The organism is Acinetobacter sp. SwsAc5 (genome assembly GCF_013391485.1).
GTDB classification, from domain to species: domain Bacteria; phylum Pseudomonadota; class Gammaproteobacteria; order Pseudomonadales; family Moraxellaceae; genus Acinetobacter; species Acinetobacter towneri.
Map to the genome: position 1 here is coordinate 110,191 of NZ_JACAXD010000001.1, position 18,828 is coordinate 129,018.

13 protein-coding genes, 1 tRNA gene and 2 pseudogenes are annotated in these 18,828 nt (G+C 40.4%); 3 read left to right on the forward strand and 13 right to left on the reverse strand.

Annotated elements, in window-relative coordinates; all coding sequences use genetic code 11:
- Positions 1–382 precede the first annotated feature (382 nt).
- The 9 genes and pseudogenes from HYG89_RS00560 to efp all read right to left on the reverse strand — a co-directional run bounded on the left by HYG89_RS00560 (position 383) and on the right by efp (position 9,178).
- Entirely contained in the window at positions 383–562 is a 180-nt protein-coding gene (locus HYG89_RS00560) for a hypothetical protein (RefSeq protein WP_004971601.1), read from the reverse strand.
- Between the two features lie 116 nt (positions 563–678).
- Positions 679–1,215, reverse strand: a pseudogene (locus HYG89_RS00565) (ABC transporter permease); the annotation flags it as partial.
- A 225-nt stretch (positions 1,216–1,440) separates the two neighbouring features.
- A tRNA-Val gene (locus tag HYG89_RS00570) sits at positions 1,441–1,517 on the reverse strand.
- A gap of 32 nt (positions 1,518–1,549) precedes the next feature.
- The gene (locus HYG89_RS00575; RefSeq protein WP_178865564.1) at positions 1,550–3,577 is read right to left on the reverse strand and encodes a DUF3488 and transglutaminase-like domain-containing protein; all 2,028 of its coding nucleotides are present in this window, start codon (positions 3,575–3,577) and stop codon (positions 1,550–1,552) included.
- Between the two features lie 5 nt (positions 3,578–3,582).
- Positions 3,583–4,491, reverse strand: coding sequence for a DUF58 domain-containing protein (locus HYG89_RS00580; RefSeq protein WP_178865567.1), 909 nt, complete (start codon positions 4,489–4,491; stop codon positions 3,583–3,585).
- 7 nt (positions 4,492–4,498) lie between these two features.
- Positions 4,499–5,458 carry a MoxR family ATPase gene (locus HYG89_RS00585; protein WP_104853219.1) on the reverse strand — a complete coding sequence of 320 codons (960 nt, stop codon included), beginning with the start codon at positions 5,456–5,458 and terminating at the stop codon, positions 4,499–4,501.
- A 157-nt stretch (positions 5,459–5,615) separates the two neighbouring features.
- A complete protein-coding gene (locus HYG89_RS00590; protein ID WP_171324790.1) occupies positions 5,616–5,921 on the reverse strand; it encodes a YbdD/YjiX family protein in 306 nt (101 codons plus the stop codon).
- A 10-nt stretch (positions 5,922–5,931) separates the two neighbouring features.
- Entirely contained in the window at positions 5,932–8,031 is a 2,100-nt protein-coding gene (locus tag HYG89_RS00595) for a carbon starvation CstA family protein (protein ID WP_004971612.1), read from the reverse strand.
- Positions 8,032–8,608: 577 nt separating this feature from the next.
- Positions 8,609–9,178, reverse strand: a complete 570-nt coding sequence (gene efp / locus HYG89_RS00600) for an elongation factor P (protein WP_004971615.1) — start codon at positions 9,176–9,178, stop codon at positions 8,609–8,611.
- A gap of 312 nt (positions 9,179–9,490) precedes the next feature.
- Here efp and epmB point away from each other — a divergent pair, with 312 nt between their 5' ends.
- The 3 genes and pseudogenes from epmB (at position 9,491) to HYG89_RS00615 (ending at position 14,372) form a co-directional block, all read left to right on the forward strand.
- Complete coding sequence (gene epmB, locus HYG89_RS00605; RefSeq protein ID WP_096901068.1) at positions 9,491–10,507, forward strand: EF-P beta-lysylation protein EpmB; 1,017 nt, start codon at positions 9,491–9,493, stop codon at positions 10,505–10,507.
- Between the two features lie 14 nt (positions 10,508–10,521).
- Positions 10,522–12,267, forward strand: a pseudogene (locus HYG89_RS00610) (GTPase).
- The gene (locus HYG89_RS00615; RefSeq protein WP_178865569.1) at positions 12,249–14,372 is read left to right on the forward strand and encodes an EAL domain-containing protein; all 2,124 of its coding nucleotides are present in this window, start codon (positions 12,249–12,251) and stop codon (positions 14,370–14,372) included. The pseudogene HYG89_RS00610 and the gene HYG89_RS00615 overlap by 19 nt, the downstream one beginning before the upstream one ends.
- A gap of 86 nt (positions 14,373–14,458) precedes the next feature.
- Here the strand turns inward: HYG89_RS00615 and rpmE are convergent, their stop codons facing one another.
- The 4 genes from rpmE to HYG89_RS00635 form a co-directional block, all read right to left on the reverse strand.
- Positions 14,459–14,683: a 50S ribosomal protein L31 gene (gene rpmE, locus HYG89_RS00620; RefSeq protein ID WP_004971624.1), complete on the reverse strand. Its 225-nt coding sequence runs from the start codon at positions 14,681–14,683 to the stop codon at positions 14,459–14,461.
- 203 nt (positions 14,684–14,886) lie between these two features.
- On the reverse strand, positions 14,887–15,885 hold the full coding sequence (locus tag HYG89_RS00625; RefSeq protein WP_171062555.1) for a bile acid:sodium symporter family protein: 999 nt from the start codon (positions 15,883–15,885) through the stop codon (positions 14,887–14,889).
- A 190-nt stretch (positions 15,886–16,075) separates the two neighbouring features.
- A complete protein-coding gene (gloA, locus tag HYG89_RS00630; RefSeq protein WP_004971627.1) occupies positions 16,076–16,477 on the reverse strand; it encodes a lactoylglutathione lyase in 402 nt (133 codons plus the stop codon).
- Between the two features lies 1 nt (position 16,478).
- Positions 16,479–18,677, reverse strand: a complete 2,199-nt coding sequence (locus HYG89_RS00635; protein ID WP_178865571.1) for an MFS transporter — start codon at positions 18,675–18,677, stop codon at positions 16,479–16,481.
- Positions 18,678–18,828 lie beyond the last annotated feature (151 nt).

The window sequence follows — 18,828 nt, forward strand, 5'->3', positions numbered from 1 at the left end:
GACTGAATTTTAAGTCAGCACTTAAAAGCCTGTGTTAGTTGCAACAATAGATTTGCCCAATAAGCATGTGAAATTACACAAAAGAGATAAACTTAATTCACAATCAAGCATTTGATTTTATCAAAATCAAAAATTCGGAATGCTAAATAAAAAAGCCGCATAAATTTTATGCAGCTTTGTTCATCTTTTTTTTACTTCAGTCACTCTCAAAAGTAATGCCTTTGAGTTGTGATGAAGCAGTTTCAATTGGCAAATTATACCATAGGGATTTTTTAAAAATTCTAGTTTTTTGAATTAAAGATAAAATTTTACGATAAAGTGAAGCACACAAAAGTGTGATGAATAAAGCAATTACCACACATTATGTTAGAAATTTCTACGCTTATTCTGTGACTTGCAAAATCTGTGGTGTAGCCGCTTCTGTTTTTTCTAGCGATAAATTTGCAGATTCAGTCAAAACTCGGTTCAGTTCTGCCTGCTTTCGCGTTTCCTCTTCCAAGTAAACGAGATAACCTAATAAAACGACCAACACCACCAAAACTGGCACAAGAATGTGTTTCATGTCATTTACTTTTATTGAACAATTTTCATACATATTAGCAAAAATTATGCTCGGTGTAACTCTTAATACGCCCCAGTCAAAATTTGTGCTTCAGCGATCAAACTCAATCTATTACATTAAGCCATTGTATGAATGGTATTTTTAAAACGTTTCCAAGATACATAGAAAAATGTTGTTGCAATTGCGATTAACCATAGAAAGGAAGGCCAGACCACATCCAATCCTGCATTTCGGTATAAAATTGCTTGCGCCAATGTTACAAAATGCATTGTCGTTGCAATCAACATGATATTTTGAATAATTTCTGGCATGCTTTCTCGTGGTGTACTTGCCCCAGACAACATTTGCAAGGGAATCAGAATAAGCATCATCAGCAAACCGAATTGCGGCATCGATTTAGACACGGTTGCCATATATATACCCATTGAGGTTGTTGCAAATAAGGTCAGCAAGGCTCCAAAGAAAAATAACAGCAAACTTCCTTCTATGGGTACCTGTAATGCCCCCTGCACCACTACTTTTAAGCCTAAAAAAGCTGCTAAAAGCACCACAAGGCTCATCGATAAAACCTTTGCCAGCATAATTTCAAAAACCGTGACTAGCATAACCGTTAAATGCTTAATGGTGCCATGTTCTCGCTCACGAATCAGTGCACAAATGAAATGTGGAAAGAGGCTTCAAAGCTCTAGTGCAAAATAAAAACCAATTAGTGCAAAATAAGCCGAAAACTTACATGTGTACACCACTGTGTACATATTTTTAAACTATAAGCGAATTTATGTATCTTTAAGAAAAGCAATAAAAAAGCCCTAAATCGTTATAATTCAGAGCTTTATTACTTATATGAAGTTATGTAACAACATATAATTTTAATGTATTGGTAGGCATATCCAGACTCGAACTGGAGACCTCTACGATGTCAACGTAGCGCTCTAACCAACTGAGCTATACGCCTAAAGTGCTTCGCATCATATTCAGTTTTGATTTTTAAGACAAGTCCTTTCTGTGTTTTTTCAACACATCCGAGCAAGTTTTAAGCAAATCAAAAAACACCTGCTCTGAAACACGGTCATGTTCAGGCGCATAAGAATATTGTTGATAGCACACGCCTAAACGCTTAAATGCCTCTTGTTCATTTGCATCTACCTGCGCTGCTAAACGCTGCATCCACACACTCACTGTTTCTGCATCCTGTTTTTGCAACTGAGCGGGCAATCTTTTAGAAAATTTGTCTAAGGCACGATTTATGCGAGAACCTTGCTGACGTTTTTTCCAAAAAATCCAGCCAAAATACCCTGCTAAGATCATGAGAATACTTGAAACTAACACCGCTGCCAAAGCATAGTTTGAGTGCAGCCCTAAGCGTCCAAACCAGTGACGCTGTGACTCGGCATCATAACCCACGACCTTGCTTTGCCATTGATAACTTGCATAATCACTCCACACCCGTAAAGAACGAATAAAATTAGAATGTTGGTATTGCCACATTTGTGTGTCAGCACCCAAAACGGCCCGATCATCTGCCATTAGGTTTTGCATACCATCATCTATACGTTGAGGTGCAATGATGGCTGTCGGGTCTATGCGTACCCATTGTTGATTGAGCAACACTTCTGTCCAAGCATGTGCATCTTGCTGTCGTACTTCCCAGCTTTGTCCATCGGGTGCAAGTTCCCCACCCTGATAGCCCACGACTACACGCGCTGGAATCCCGACATAACGCATCAATAAGGCAAAACTTGAGGCATAATGTTCACAAAAACCTTGCTTACTCTGAAACAAGAATTCATCGACTCGGTTTTGTCCGAGCATTCCAGGTTTTAAGGTATAACTAAAGCCATTATTGCGATACCACTGCAATACATTCTGCACGTAGCGTTCAGGTTGTTGCTGACTTTGAGCAAACATCTGCAGGGCAAATTGCTGAGCTTTTGGGTCAGATTGCGTCTGTACCTGAACATTTAAACGCTGGCTAAAGCGTCGATAACGCTCGTTCTGTGCATCATCCCCTTGAATACGTGCGGATTCCCCAACCCACTGCAAAGCAATCGGTTGAATCCGACCATTTTGACGCTGTGGCACCATACTCCAATCACGGCGTAATACATAACCGTGTTGATTCGGTACAGATTTTTCCAGCGCCATAATCCACTGTGCACGTGGGTCTGCTGCAATATATTGATACTGAAAATCGACTTGCTCTGGCTGTAATTGTGCTGCCTGAACGGGTTGTTGATTGCTAAAATTGCTTGTCCATGTGCGACCATCATATTGATCAAGTACCATCGCCCGCCAATATAGTTTTGAACGTGGAGGCAGTTGCTGCATATTCCCCACAATACGAAATGCCAAAGCAGAAGATTGTGATAATTCGGCAATATCGCCCGGTGACATCGTGTCACTAATACCTGTCACGCCTTTGGCATCAGGAATAGGTACATGCCACAATGGCGGTAAACGTGGAAAGAATAAAAACAATAATAAAAAGAATGGCAAAGCGTATGCGATAAACTTGGCGACATTTTTAAGGTCATGCTTTGCATCTTGCCTGCTCGAATGACGCGACGCATAATCTGAAAATGCACTTTTTTGAATCCGATATAACCCAATTAAACAACTGATTAAACATAGAATGACCAACACGGTCATCCACATGCTCTGGCTGTATAAAAATGAACTGGCGCTCACAAAAAGCGCAAAATTAAATAAAATAATCAGGTCGCGCTGAGTATGACTTTCTAAAGCTTTGGCAAACAAAAAGGTGCTTAATAAGGCAACCCCTGCCTCTACACCAATCAGGCTTTTATAACTCAAATAAATGCTGGCTAAGGCACAACAGGTCAATCCATAAGTCCAAACTTTAGAAATATGCGCTGTCTTGTTTTTATAGTGAAGATACAACAGCAACAACATGAGTCCGAAAATGACACTCAATGCCACAGGGCTAAACAGCATGTGAGCAGCCAAAATTAAGATCAGGCTAAGCAGAATAGATTGCTGAATCGAATTGTGCATGATCATCAAGCCTGTGCCAAAAGAATTTTTACCTGTTTCAACTGTCGCTCGCCTACGCCTTTTTCAAGGGTCGCATGCGGCAAAAACATCGCATAATTCAACTGTTGTTGTTCACATTGTTCAACTAAGCCCATCATCAAACTTAGTTTTTCTTCGTGGGTCGGTGCAGGCATGTGTTCATAGTGAATGTCGATACTCTGTTGATCCTGATATTGTTCAAAAACTTTCACATATAAGCCCTGACCGCGTGCCGCTTGCTTCCACGACACGGCTTGTAAGGAATCGCCCAATTGAAAATCACGCAGCTCACGAAACTCGTCTAAATCGGGTTGAAAGCTGTGTTGATGCTGTTTATTCTCTGCGCTATACATGGCGGCTTTGGGCGCAACCCACGCGGTACGTGTCAAATTCAAATAAGTCCACGCACGTACCAAGCCAAAAGGATAAACCGAATAAATGTGTAAATGAGGGAAATTAAACTGCCCACGTTGCTCCGCAAAAAATGTCAATACATACTGCTGCTGGGTGTCTTGAATAAGAACCTTTTCTAATTGATGATTGGCTTTAATCCATAAATAACGTGCCTGCGCGACCTCTTGTTTGAAATGCAATTGTAATTGCAATACTTCGCCCACTTGCCCAACTTCAGTAGTCACAATTTCTATCTCTAATTCATGCAACTGCTTAAAGGTCAAATAAAAGCTGATACATAAAATGGCGCTGATCAAAAAGCAAAAGCCTAAAATCAGGTTATTGCCATAATTCACACCCGCAATAAACGTGATTAAAATCAGCACTAAATACAGATAACCCTGTTGGTAAATAAAAACCAAAATATCTTTTTGTTTTAAGGTTTTGTGTCGATCAAACTTAAAACGTGTCTTGATCCAGTTTTGCCATGCCTGCTTAAACATGCGTGTACTAACTCACTTTAACCTGTTGCATCACATGCAAAGTTTCTGCCTCACTCAATCCAATACGATGTGCGGCAACTGCCACAAATACCGCTTGAATATCATCGGCAGTGACAAAACTGCGTTGCTCAATTAAGGCATGTGCTTGCGCTGCTTTTTTAAGTGCCAAAACACCACGGGTAGATAATCCGTGACGCGCTTTACGGGTTTCTGCGGCTAAGTCGAGTAAGTAGTCTAGCGCGGTATCTGACACATAAATTTCTGTGACCAATTGCTGTAAATTTAAAATTTCTGTTTCAGTAAAAATATGAGCCAAACTGGCAATCAGCGCATGTCTGGAGTTTTGTTGCAACAGCATTTTTTCAGCAAAACGCGATGGATAACCCAAAGACAGACGCATTAAAAAACGATCGAGCTGTGATTCTGGCAGCGCATAAGTACCACTTTGAAACAGTGGATTTTGTGTGGCAATCACCCAAAAAGGTTGCGGCAAGCTATAACGCACACCATCCACCGTAACCGCGCCTTCTTCCATCGCTTCCAACAAGGCACTTTGGGTTTTAGGCGAACAACGGTTAATTTCATCTGCCAATAAAATTTGGGTAAAAATAGGGCCTTGCTTAAACTCAAATTGATGTTCTTTTTGATTAAACATATTCACGCCAATCACATCACTGGCCAGCATGTCATTGGTAAACTGAATACGCTGAAATTGCAGACCCGCCAAGTGCGATAAGGCACTCGATAAAGTCGTTTTACCTAATCCGGGTAAATCTTCAAAAAGCACATGCCCGCCCGCCAACAAACAACTTAACGCCAATTTGGTCTGCTGTTCTTTATCTAAAATAATGGTATTAATTTCAGTCAAAAAAGCCTGAATTTTTCCAGCATAAGATTCAATCTGTGCATTGAGCTGTTGCTGCGCTTGCGTCAGTTGTTGTTTTTGAACTTTTTCTGTACCCCAAATCACAGTAAATCCCCTTATCCCCAATAAAAAACGGCGCATGTTTAAACATACACCGTTTTGCTAAATTTCCAAAGAAATCCTCGAGATATTCTAAACTGCCTAAAAAAGTAAGTTTTAAACAGCTCGTATCTCTATACGTTTCCATCGTGATACGGGATTAACACGGACACTTTTTCAAACCACCTTTTGCCGATGGATAACGCGCATCGACACAGTAGCGATAAAAAGTCTTCGGATCCATGGCTTCTAAATCTGGATGATGCTTACGCATGTGTTCCAAATAATTCTGATAATCGGGTACACCGACCATTAAACGAAAACTTTGTTGCAAACGCTGCCATAAAGTAGCGATACGCGACCAGTTTTTCGGATTCAGAATCAAATCCTTTTGCGACATGATGGTCATTTTAATGATGTTGTAAATCACCGTTTTACCCTGTTGGGCAAATTTAAGCTTAATCATGTGCTCACTCCTAATGACCACTATTCGGCTGAATCGTTTCAGGATCACGATAAATCGCTTCAGCTTCATGTACAGTTGGTGTTGGACTTGCCAAGGCACGACGAATCACCCCAATGGCAGCGAACAACATCACAAATGCCACAATCATAAAGAAACCACATAACACGGCATTAATTTGATTGGACATGACAATGGTTTGCATTTCAGTCACTGTTTTTGCAGGTGCTAAAATTTCATTGCGTTGAATTGCAGCATTGAAACGATCTGCTTGCGCCAAGAAACCAATTTTGGGATTGTCGTGGAAAATCTTTTGCCAACCTGCAGTCATTGAAGTAATGAACAAGAAAACTGTAGGGATAATCGTCACCCAAACATATTTTTCTTTTTTCATTTTAAACAGAATCACTGTACCTAAAATGAGCGCCATCGCTGCCAAAATTTGGTTACCAATACCAAATAGAGGCCATAAGCTATTAATACCGCCTAAAGGATCGACCACGCCTTGATAGACGAAGAAGCCCCAACCAGCCACCGCAACTGCTGTGCCAAGCAAGTTACCAAAGAAGTTATGTGAATTTTTCACTGCAGGAATAACAATACCTACAGTATCTTGCACCATAAAACGGCAAGCACGTGTGCCTGCATCTACTGCAGTTAAAATAAATAAGGCTTCAAATAAAATGGCAAAGTGATACCAGAATGCCATCATTGAGCGGTTATTAAAAATCTCGGTGATGATATGTGCCATACCAATTGCAAACGTTGGCGCACCACCCGTACGTGACAGAATCGAGCTTTCACCGACTTCTTTTGCCAAAATGGTTAAAGCCTCAGGAGTCACTACAAAGCCTAAATTTCGTACCGCTTCTGCTGCACTTTCCACCGTTGTACCTAAAACTGCAGTGGGTGCATTAATGGCAAAGTACACGCCTGGGTCTAGCACCGTGGCACAAATCATTGCCATGATTGCCACGAAAGACTCCATCAACATGCCGCCATAACCAATCATCCGAATGTCTTTTTCGTTATTGACTAGTTTTGGCGTCGTACCTGAAGACACTAAGGCGTGGAAACCTGAAATCGCACCGCAGGCAATGGTAATAAATAAGAATGGGAACAATGAACCCGCAAATACTGGCCCTGTACCATCAATAAAATGGGTCACCGCAGGCATCTTCATTTCAGGCATTGCAAACACAATCCCGACAGCCAAACCCGCAATAACACCAATTTTTAAGAACGTCGATAAATAATCACGTGGCGCCAATAACAACCACACTGGCAAAACTGAAGCAATAAAACCGTAGGCAATTAAACACCACGTTAATTCTGTGCCACTTAAAGTAAATAAAGGCCCCCAGAATGGATGCTGTGCAACATTTTCACCATAAATAATACCCATCATCATCAGGACAAAACCAATAATGGAAACCTCAGCAATTTTCCCCGGGCGAATAAAACGCATATAAATGCCCATGAAAATCGCAATTGGGATGGTGGCTGCAATACTAAATACGCCCCACGGACTATTGGTTAAAGCTTTCACGACAACCAAAGCGAGTACGGCAAGAATAATCACCATCACGCCCAGCGCACCCAGCATGACAATCACACCAGCAAATGAACCCAACTCTTGTTTTGCCATTTCTCCCAAAGAACGCCCATCACGACGTGTAGAAATAAACAAAACCAAAAAGTCTTGGACTGCACCTGCCAACACCACCCCGACTAAAAGCCAGATCGTGCCGGGTAAATAACCCATTTGTGCTGCAAGAATAGGCCCAACTAAAGGGCCTGCACCTGCAATCGCGGCAAAGTGGTGACCAAATAACACACTTTTATTGGTGGGCACATAATCTAAACCGTCAGCCAAACGATGTGCGGGCGTTAAGCGTCGCTCATTTAACTCAAATACTTTGGTGGCAATAAATAAACTGTAGAAGCGGTATGCAATGCTATAGACACAGACCGCAGCTAAAACTAACCAGACTGCATTGACGTGTTCGCCTCTACTGACTGCCAATATCCCAAAAGATACTGCACCCAATATAGCGACCAAAAGCCATATAATTTTTGAAGTCAGACCTGACTTCGGTTGAACTGTTTCCATGTCAATCTCTCTTCTTGTTACATTTTTTAAGCGTTACTTTTATTGTCGAGATTTAGGGGCTGTAGACACTTCGTCTATGTTTGCGACTACGCATATTTTTTAACTGATATAGGGCATGAGGCAGGAAATTTAGTCATTCTAAATGACTGACTCATAACGAAATAGCAGCAAAAAAATATGCTTATCCTTCGCTGCGCCTTGCACTGCAAACAAAGCAGTGCTTGTTTTTGCTAAGGCTGTGGCTAAAACTTTCTCAGATTGCGTTATGAAACTTGGCAATAGTCTCGCTATTCCCTGCGTTTCATGCCTGATCTGCTCAGTTTTAGCCTACAGCGCAAGCCATTTATGAAATGTCTACAGACCCTTGCTTTAATTCCTAAATCCTTGGTTGATCCTGCTCCTTTTATTTTGATGTCTGCTGCCCTTACATCCATAGTGTGCGCTACCGTACACTTAAATGGAGCACCAACAGTTTCCTATACTTTTCACCTATTCTTTTACCACATAATCAAATCAACAAAAAAGGGGGATGACGCGAATCATCCCCCTCTTTTACTTATGATTTATCAATAAATCATTATGCGCGTTCTAGGTATTCACCTGTACGTGTATCTACACGAACGCTTTCTTCTTGCTGTACGAATAAAGGAACACGTACCACTGCACCTGTTTCTAATTTCGCTGGTTTACCGCCACCACCAGAAGTATCGCCACGTACACCCGGATCAGTTTCGACAATTTTTAATACCACGAAGTTTGGTGCGTTTACAGTTAAAGGCACACCGTTAAACAACATAATGGTACATTTTTCGTTTGAATCATCTTTTAACCATTTTGCAGCATCGCCCATTGCGGTTTTGTCAGCAGCAATTTGCTCAAAAGATACAGGATCCATGAAGTTCCACATTTCGCCATCGTTGTAGAGGTATTCCATTTCTACTTCTACAATGTCAGCTGCTTCTAGTGAATCACCAGACTTAAATGTTTTTTCTAAAACTTTACCAGAACGAAGGTTACGAAGTTTTACGCGGTTAAACGCTTGACCTTTACCTGGCTTTACATATTCATTTTCCATGATTGAACATGGGTTACCATCAAGCATAACCTTAAGGCCTGACTTGAAATCATTCGTAGAATAATAGGCCATGACTGGCACACTCCAAACTGACTAACTTAACTATTTATGTTACAAAGCAAATGACCAACGCAGCTTTGCGATGCTCGCCATCTTGCAACATCTTTTTTCATCGGACGTATTGTAAATGAGCAAGCCATAACGAAGCAATGAAAATCCACTACCGATCACCTCAAGATATCGGTAAAATCAGCTGTTTTGTAATGATTCTGATTCAAAGCGATTAATCATTCGCGGCATTCACGCTCAATGAACAAAGAATTCATCTACGCTAAATAGATGTGTACTTGGTTCCTTTCACCTCATATTTAAATCTTTTCTGGCATGATCAACTACCTGTACCAAGAACAAAACTGGCAATCTCAACTCAGTGACTTGATCACCGACCCACGCGAATTGTTAAATATTTTAGAGCTGTCTGAACAGCAGTTGCTGTCAGGTGCTTTACTGGCATCCAATCAGTTTAAATTGCGTATCCCGCGTGCATTTGTGGCCAAAATGCAAAAAGGCAATCCACTCGATCCTTTACTGTTACAGGTTCTGCCGCATCATTTAGAACTGGAAGATCATCCTGGATTTGTGACCGACCCTTTGGGTGAGGAACAAGCCAATCAACAACCTGGAGTCTTACACAAATATAAATCACGCTTTTTGCTGACCTTGACTGGTGCTTGCGCAGTACATTGTCGTTATTGTTTCCGCAGGCACTTTCCTTATCAGGAAAATCTGCCAAAAACTGAAGACTGGGACAATATCCGTAATTACATTGAAAGTCAGCCCGATATTAATGAAGTGATTTTAAGTGGTGGCGACCCGCTCACTTTGTCAAATCGTAAATTAAATATCTGGATTGAGCGATTGGCGTCTATCCCGCAAATAAAATTTTTGAGAATTCATTCACGAGTTCCGATTGTTATTCCCAACCGTGTCGATGAATCGCTGATTTCCTTACTAAAAAATAGTAGGCTGCGTATTATTCTAGTGGTACACTCGAACCACGCATCAGAATTAGATGACTTTACCTGTTCGCAACTTGCCAAGTTAGTCGAACAAAACATCACCGTTCTGAATCAAGCAGTCTTATTAAATGGGGTCAATAATTCTGCTCAGGTCTTGGTCGATTTAAGCTATCGTCTTTTTGATGCAGGGGTGATGCCTTACTATTTACACGTGTTAGATAAAGTAAAAGGAGCGCATCATTTTGATTTAATGCCGCAAGACATTGATCACATCTATAAAGAGCTTTTAGCGAACTTACCCGGCTATTTAGTTCCTAAACTCGTTAGGGAAATTGCGGGCGAAAAAAACAAGACACCGCTTTTTGGGGTTTCAACTTATTGAGTTAAATAACAATCATGAATATGAATACTTCAGATCTTTTTCTAGTTCCCAGCGAACTAAAGCTGGAGCAATTGAGTTTTTGTCAAAATACGGTTAAAAGCATTCAGGCATGGGCAGCGGATTTATCCATTTTACAATTGGGTGATTCTTCCCAAGCTCTATTTAATGCACTTTTAGAAATTTCAGAACTGAAATGTCAGGAAACATTACGTTTTGACTTAATTCAAGCTATTCATCCGACACTTGAAAATGTGCTTACCAGTCTGGAAAAGCATTTTTTCAACCAGGCTTTGATTAGTAATGACCGCAACGATCATATTATTGAACTCGCGCTGTTATTACGCAGTCATTTCGCCAAAGTCTATATTAATATTTCCCGACGTAGCCACCAACAACTCACCCAACAAAAATTTTCTTTATTTGCCTTTAATTTAAAAAAGAACTTACAAACTGCACGAGTTCTATCTAGCTATTATGCTTTACAACAATTAGCTCTACTGCGCTATCAACAACACATGCTTTATAGCCACGCCTTGCCAAATCAGTGGTTAATTGCACACCAACTTTTAGATACAGCCATTCAACAACATTATTATTTAAATAATATTAATCAGTTACAAGGCACACAACATCAACTGATTAATATTGCTCAAGCCTATGCACAGCTGATTTTATTGGAAATTTTCAATACCCATCAAATTCGACCTGCAGAAATTCAAGGCTTATATCTCTGTAGCTTTGATTGGGCAAAACTGATTCAAGTTTTACCCAAAGAAACGACGCTTTCACGTTATGTGGTCGATGCAAGCAAAGATCATCCACCTATTTACAATACGCACCAAAGCCAAGGTTTTCATGCCAATATTTTTATTGCAACTCAACCCCTACTCGATCATTTAAATGAAGTTCAAGGTCGTAAAGGTGAACATTTATCACGCAATGAAAAGCTATTCTTAACCCCTGCTTTGCATTTCCATTTGCACAATATTTTGACCAATACAGCAGAACGTGTGCATGAGCGTTATGAATATTCGGCACGGATTAAAATTTGCTTTGGTTTGACTGTGGCACATTTTTATCTGTCTAATGGTAAAAACTTCAATGAAACGCTGGCTTTGGGCGATAACTACCAATTCCAGAATGAAAGCCAGTTTATCAATGCCATGCATACCAACTCTACGGTAGATATTAGCGCTGTTAAAACCTTAGACCGTGAAGCCAAACAAATTTACAATGCCGATGTTTTAGATATTAGTGTCAACGGCTATCGTATTAAATGGACGGGTGAAACACCGAAAAACCTTAAAACAGGTGAATTTATTCTGGTTCAGGAAAATAGCCAAAGTCCGTAGCGTGGTGGTGTCATTCGCTGGATTAAACAATCTGCTGAAAAAAGCTTAGAACTTGGCTTGGAAATTTTAACCCAAGATATTTACCCTTGTGCTGTTTTTGTTAAAACAGATCGGCATACAGGACATTATCATCCAGCATTATTGGTACAAAGTACGCAGGTCAATGAAGTCAATACCTCATTGATTTTGCCAAGTCTGCAATTATTACGAGACAAACAAACCGTACAGCTACGTTTAGGTGAAGAAGAACTAAAAGTGTTCTTAATTAAGCCGTTATTGATTACCCAAAGCTTTATGCGCTTTGATTTTGAGTTGTTGAATGACCAACAACAGCCTTTACTTGATGGTTTTATTCAGAAACAAGTGAATGAAGTTAAAAATCACGATTTATGGGAAGCATTAAAGTGAGAAATCCATTATTGTCTAAAAAGCTCAAACGTACCGAAACACGTTTACTCATAATCGATGACAACCAAATACGTTTTAATCAAATTTGTGAACAACTCACTGCAAATGAGCACCGTGTTCAGGCTTATCTATTAGATGACATTAAAAACTTTGAAAAACAATTACATTTAACTTGGGATTTGGTGATCTTTGGTCGTGCTTATGACCTAAAAGTCGATCAGGCACTCACTTTAATTCGTGCATCACAGCAACCAAATTTACCGCTACTTTTGCTCAAACCAGACGATTACGATGCCACGCAATACACCAGTTATGTGCGCAAAGGCATCTATGACATTATCAATTTAGATTACCCCGAACGCTTCTATTTTGGCTTAATTCGCGCACTGTCTTTTAGTCGCTTACAGCAGTCACAAGAACAACTTATGACTGAACTGGAAAATGCACAATCACAAGCTCAGGCGTTGGTCGAAGACAGTAGCAAAGCAGTAGCCATTATTCAGGAAGGAATTCATGCACAAGCCAATGCTGAATATTTACAGCTATTTGGTTTAAAAAGTGAAGATGACCTTATTGGCTTGCCATTATTGGATTTATTGCAACCGCAAGATATTACAGATTTTAAATTCCGCTTTAAGAAAGTCAGTCAAGGACAATTTGAACACGGCCGTTTTGATATTCATAGCCAAAACCCGCTATTAGCAAAACAAAACCCGCTCAAAATTGAATTTGTTGGAGCAGCTGACGACGCCATACAAATCACCATAGATATTGAAAATACGGCGCAAAATACTGTCCCTGCTCAAACGACAGCAGACAAAGCAGCGACAAAACCAAGCACCTACCAATTGGTAAATCGCACTTTAGCCAAACAGCCATCTAATGCCAATGCTTTGGTGGTGTTTTCTTTGGCGAACTGCCCTGAATCAATTTTCCAAGCCGACTGGCAAACCACAAAAAATTACTTTGCCAACATCCGAAACTTTTTAAAAGAACAGACCAATGTACCTTTATTTAATGTGAGTAATGGTTTAGTGGTTGGTTTGTTCCAAGCAGAATCGCCTGCAATTTTAGAATCGAAACTGATTGGCTTAAATTCACTCACGAAACCGCAATTACTTACGGTAGATCAACATACTTACCCACTTAATTTGCGTATTGGTTATGTGCCATTCACTCCAGACATTCAAAATGAAAGCAGTTTTGAGCAACTGATTAGTCAAGGTTTTGCCAACGCATTACCACAACAGCAAGAACAACATAACTCAGGTTTAACCTTAGACTTGTCCTTTGGTGAATCTAACTTAAATGTAATTGAATCTGCTGCAGCTGTACCACAATCCTATAGTGAATCTGCTATTATTGCAGCGATACGTCAAAGTCTTGATCGTGGTGAAATTCATCTGAAGTATCAACAACTTTATGATAAGCAAGACACCAATTTATATACCTATGAAGTAACTAGTGGCTTTATTTTCAATAGTGAATGGAAATCACTGACAGGCTTAATAGATTTGGCTGAAGACCCAGAATTATCCATTAAACTGGATCGTTGGATTTTGGTCGAAGCTTGTAAACAATTGCACAACTTCATCACCCAATATCCTGAAGCAAAGCTGATTATCAATTTAAACAAATTTGTTTTATTACAAGACCGCAGCTTCCCTGAGTTTGTGTCTAAACTGATAACGATTATTGGTAGCCGCCTCAGCCATCCATTAATTTTGCAATTCTCTGAAGAAGACATCAGCCAAAACTTAGGTGATGCGCAGAAACAAATCAGTTTATTACGTCAGCACGGCGCTGAAATTTCTCTGCGTGATTTTGGTCATTCGATTTATAGTGAATCTATCTTGAAACAAGTCGATATTCACTACTTGACCTTGCACAGTGCACTGACTGAAAAACTGGCTGCTGATGACTCGACGCAAGAATTACAGGAACAATTGAGCATTTATAGTGAAATTAAACCTGTAGAAGTGTTATTGCGTGACTTAAATGATATGAACCTGTTTGCGAATGCGTGGAATGTCGATGCGCGCTTTATTCAGGGTGATTATTTCCAGAAAAAACTCGATCATTTAATTGATGTGCAAGACCAATAAGGTCTTGTGCATTAGGGTCTATTTGTAGACCCTAAAATTTAAGGCACAAAAAAACGGGCAATTGCCCGTTTTTTTCGTACTGGATATTAACGTTTGATAGAACGTGACATACCAGCAAAACGTTGTTTGAACTTGTCGATACGACCGCCAGTGTCAACGTTCTTTTGCTTACCAGTGTAGAACGGGTGGCATGCAGAACATACGTCAAGATAAAGAGTTTCTTTACCAACTGCTGAACGAGTTTCGATTACGTTACCGCAAGAACAAGTTGCAACTAATTTTTCATATTTTGGGTGAATATCGGCGCGCATCGTCGATTACTCCTAAGATTTAAGAAGGCTTAAGCTGTCATCGCAATTGGTCACTCTCATTAAAAAAATGAGGACATGCTTTAAAAGCAGACCAACACCACAACAGACCATTCTTTTGGCCCACCGAGACGGATACCGTCAGAGCTAAGCACAACAAGTTGGGCAATATTATACGGAATAAAATATTTTAAAGCTAATTATTCTTAGGAATTTAATTCCTGAGGTTCAGTCGAATCGGGCTGCTTTTCGAGATAATTGGCTATCACACCGCACACCATCAACTGAATTTGATGGAAAATCATGATCGGTAAAACAATCATCCCCAACGGCTGCCCAATAAATAAAATTTGCGCCATCGGTACACCACTGGCTAAGGTTTTTTTGGAGCTACAAAAAAATGCGGCAATTTGGTCTTCACGTGCAAAACCCAACCATTGCGGCACAACCCACGCCAACCACATCACAAGGGTCAATAACACGGAACAAGCAATAATCAACAGCAATAAAGTCATACCACTAACTTGATGCCACAATCCTGCTACCACTGCCCCACTAAATGCACCATAAACCACCATCAAAATCGAACCCTGATCAAATACCTTGACCAGCTTTGGTAATTTCAACATCTGAGGAAAAACATAAGGACGTAATAACTGCCCCAAAATAAATGGCACCAATAACAATAAAGTAATTTGAATAATCGAATTTGTCGGGTCAAAACCGTGTTCAGACTGCCCTAAAATAAAGATGCCTACTAAAACTGGGGTAATAAACATCCCAATTAAATTAGAGAATGACGCACTGCAGACTGCGCTGGCAACATTGCCTTTTGCCACTGACGTAAAGGCAATTGAAGATTGCACGGTTGAAGGCAAAAAGCACATGAACAAAAAGCCCCAATACAGCTCCTGCCCGAGCATTGGCACTAGAATTGGCTTTGCCAGCAAACCTAAAATTGGGAATAACGCAAAGGTAAAAGTAAATACCAACGCATGCAATTTCCAATGCATCATGCCCTGAATGACAGCTTCACGTGATAATTTCGCCCCATGCAAAAAGAATAAGATTGCAATGGCAACTGTCGTAATCACACTAAAAACTTCGGCTGCTTGCCCTGACACAGGCACGACACTGGCGAGGATGACCATCACAAACAAAAGAATGGTAAAGCGATCCAATGCCAATAACTTCAACATAAACACATCCTGTATATTCTTTTACTGTTGCAAAAAAGCCCAGCAATTTTTACCTTTCGATAAAGGTATATTACTGAGCAATATTCAAAAAGCGAGCATTTTCAGGCGATGTTCAATATTTTCAAAATGAATACTGAACAACATTCAGTTTATTGCGCCATAAAGGTTTGGTTTTTACTGCTTCACTGATGAAGACTTAGTTATTACGTGCGTTCTGATCTTGCTGAATCAATTCAACTTTATAACCATCTGGGTCTTCAACAAAAGCAATGACAGTTACACCACCTTTCATTGGCCCTGCTTCACGTACCACATTGCCGCCGCGCGCTTTAATTTCTTCACATGCTTTGTAGGCATCGTCTACCGCAATTGCAATATGACCATAACCATTGCCCAAATCATAGCTGTCTGTATCCCAGTTATGCGTCAACTCCAAAACGGTGTGATTTTCTTCATCGCCATAGCCTACAAAAGCAAGGGTAAAACGACCTTCTTCATAATCACGCTTACGCAGCAAAGTCATGCCTAAAACTTCTGTATAAAATTTTAATGATTGCTCTAAATTACCTACACGTAACATGGTATGCAGCATGCGCATGTCATTCATCCTTTTGTTCAATCGGTTTTGCTTGTATGTGTTGATGGTCACGTAACAATTTCGCCACCCACACCACTAAAATTAAAATAGGGATTCCAATTAATGTGGTCATGAGGAAAAAGTTTGGATAACCAATATTGGTCACTATAGTACCTGAATAACCACCTAAAATCTTAGGAGTCAAGGTCATGAGTGAGCTAAAAATTGCATATTGCACAGCAGTAAATGACACACTGGTTAAACTGGATAAAAATGCGATAAAAGCCGCGCCCGCTAAACCTGAAGCCAAGTTATCGACAATAATCGCAAAATATAACCATGCTGTGCTATATGGCTTAATCACCTTGCCCTGAATTTCAACCATATTGTTTGAAGATGATTGAACGATCGGCAAAGGTTGTATATCTACATCCAAAGCATTGGCTTCATGTGTGTTTAAATCGACCTGATAGGTTTGGCTGTGTTGTTGTACTGTTTGCTGTCTATTCAATAATACGGCTTGCAGTTGTTTACTTGGTGAGTCTGCCAAAAGCTGCCCTGCAATCGCTACCGTAAAAATTCCTTGTGCATCTAGTTTTGCATCAAAATTTTGACCATCTAGCTGCAGTACAATTTTTTGCTGTTCGGTTAAGGCAGGCCCTGCATATTGCCCACGTACGACAATACTGTTGCTGGCTTCATTTTCGCTAATACGATTATCCGAAGTCAGTGGTAAAAACTGGAGTTGTGCAGTTTCAATCTCAGTTTGGTGCAAATACGGCATCGACACTAAACGTGACGGCGTATCGCCCGTTTGGTATTGCGCACGTACCTGAATTTCATCCTGTGTTGCTAAAACCTGACTAGGCACAGCCACTTTCCAATATCCAACTTCATCGGCCTGGGTTTGATATTGTTGCTGCCCCACAGAAACTTGCACATCGCTCAGTTGCTGTCCTGACTTCACCAGACCAATAAAAATAAGATTGGTGGATGATGCCAACACCGCGCCAACAAACATTAATTTCATAATGTTCATACGCTGTGCCAGTAAACCTCCCAAGAAGCCACCCACTAAACTGAAAATGACCCCATAAACCTTAACCGCTTCGGCAATTTGTTCTTTGCTAAAGTTCAAATCCTGATAGAACACATTGGAAATTACACCTGCAATAATGTCTGAAACTCGATAAAAACCAATCAAGAGTAATAACACCAGTGCCAGTTTCATGCCGTAGCGTTTAAAGAAATCTGCAACAGGATGCACCCATGTTTCAAATGCCATCTGTTTATTAACTGCGCCCAATTTGACCAAAATTGTGCCCATGCCTACAGCAGCCGCACCCGATGCAATAAAACGTAAAGCTTCTATAGAAAATAATAAAAATGCATCTTTGAGTTGGAATTGTTGTTTTAAGGCTTCGGTAAAATTACCCGAAAAGACGTAGCACAATACAAAACTGAATACCGCAACAAAAAACACCGTAACCAGACGAAAATAGTCGCGTCGTTGATAATGCTTGCTGACCCGATTCACTTGCGGTTCACGAATCACCAAAGTCGTGATAATGCTAATCAGCATCACCGCAGCCATCGCCAAATAAGTAATTTTCCATGCACTATAAATATAGTTGCCTTTAGCAGTACCTAAAGATGCAGCCAAAAATAAAGCACCTGCCCCTGCAACAATCATCCCAATGCGATAGCCCGCGTTATAAGTCGATGCCAACACGGTTTGCATTTGAGTTTCAGCCAATTCGATACGGTAAGCATCAATCACAATGTCTTGCGTGGCTGCAGAAAAGCCTAGTAATACTGCACCCAATGCCATTTGATATAAATGTGCCTGCCCCAAAGCTGGGTCAGAAAATGCCATGACTGCAATTGCACAGACTATTAAACATTGAGCAATGAGCAGCCATGCCCGACGTCGCCCTAGTTTTTTGGTTAAATAGGGTACGGGTAATTCATCAATCAATGGTGCCCAAACAAATTTAAAGGAATAACCTAGAGCAGCCCAACTAAAGAAAGTGACCGCACTTTTGTCAATGCCTGCTTCGCCCAACCACAAAGATAGACTGGAAAAAATCAGTAAAATTGGAATACCTGCAGAGAAGCCCAAAAACAGCATGATCAGCGCACGACGGTCTAAAAATGCCGTAAATGCTGCTTTCCACCCTGTATTTTGTGCTGAAGTTTGCCCAGTCTGTTGTGTGGTCATTCGATTATTATTTTCTATCAAGCCAAATTGTTGTTATTCAATCGCGGAATAGCTTCTGTTTCAACAGTATTTATGAAATTATCCACAACAGCCTTGTCATTTTGTAGTAAAAATTACGGCTTAGCTTGAATTTTCCGCTTAAACCTGTATA

Coding starts and splice junctions, on each gene's coding strand:
- HYG89_RS00560 (WP_004971601.1), bottom strand. CDS start 562: ATGAAACACATTCTTGTGCCAGTTTTGGTGGTGTTGGTCGTTTTATTA.
- HYG89_RS00575 (WP_178865564.1), bottom strand. CDS start 3,577: ATGCACAATTCGATTCAGCAATCTATTCTGCTTAGCCTGATCTTAATT.
- HYG89_RS00580 (WP_178865567.1), bottom strand. CDS start 4,491: ATGTTTAAGCAGGCATGGCAAAACTGGATCAAGACACGTTTTAAGTTT.
- HYG89_RS00590 (WP_171324790.1), bottom strand. CDS start 5,921: ATGATTAAGCTTAAATTTGCCCAACAGGGTAAAACGGTGATTTACAAC.
- HYG89_RS00595 (WP_004971612.1), bottom strand. CDS start 8,031: ATGGAAACAGTTCAACCGAAGTCAGGTCTGACTTCAAAAATTATATGG.
- efp (WP_004971615.1), bottom strand. CDS start 9,178: ATGGCCTATTATTCTACGAATGATTTCAAGTCAGGCCTTAAGGTTATG.
- epmB (WP_096901068.1), top strand. CDS start 9,491: ATGATCAACTACCTGTACCAAGAACAAAACTGGCAATCTCAACTCAGT.
- HYG89_RS00615 (WP_178865569.1), top strand. CDS start 12,249: ATGGGAAGCATTAAAGTGAGAAATCCATTATTGTCTAAAAAGCTCAAA.
- rpmE (WP_004971624.1), bottom strand. CDS start 14,683: ATGCGCGCCGATATTCACCCAAAATATGAAAAATTAGTTGCAACTTGT.
- gloA (WP_004971627.1), bottom strand. CDS start 16,477: ATGCGCATGCTGCATACCATGTTACGTGTAGGTAATTTAGAGCAATCA.
- HYG89_RS00635 (WP_178865571.1), bottom strand. CDS start 18,677: ATGACCACACAACAGACTGGGCAAACTTCAGCACAAAATACAGGGTGG.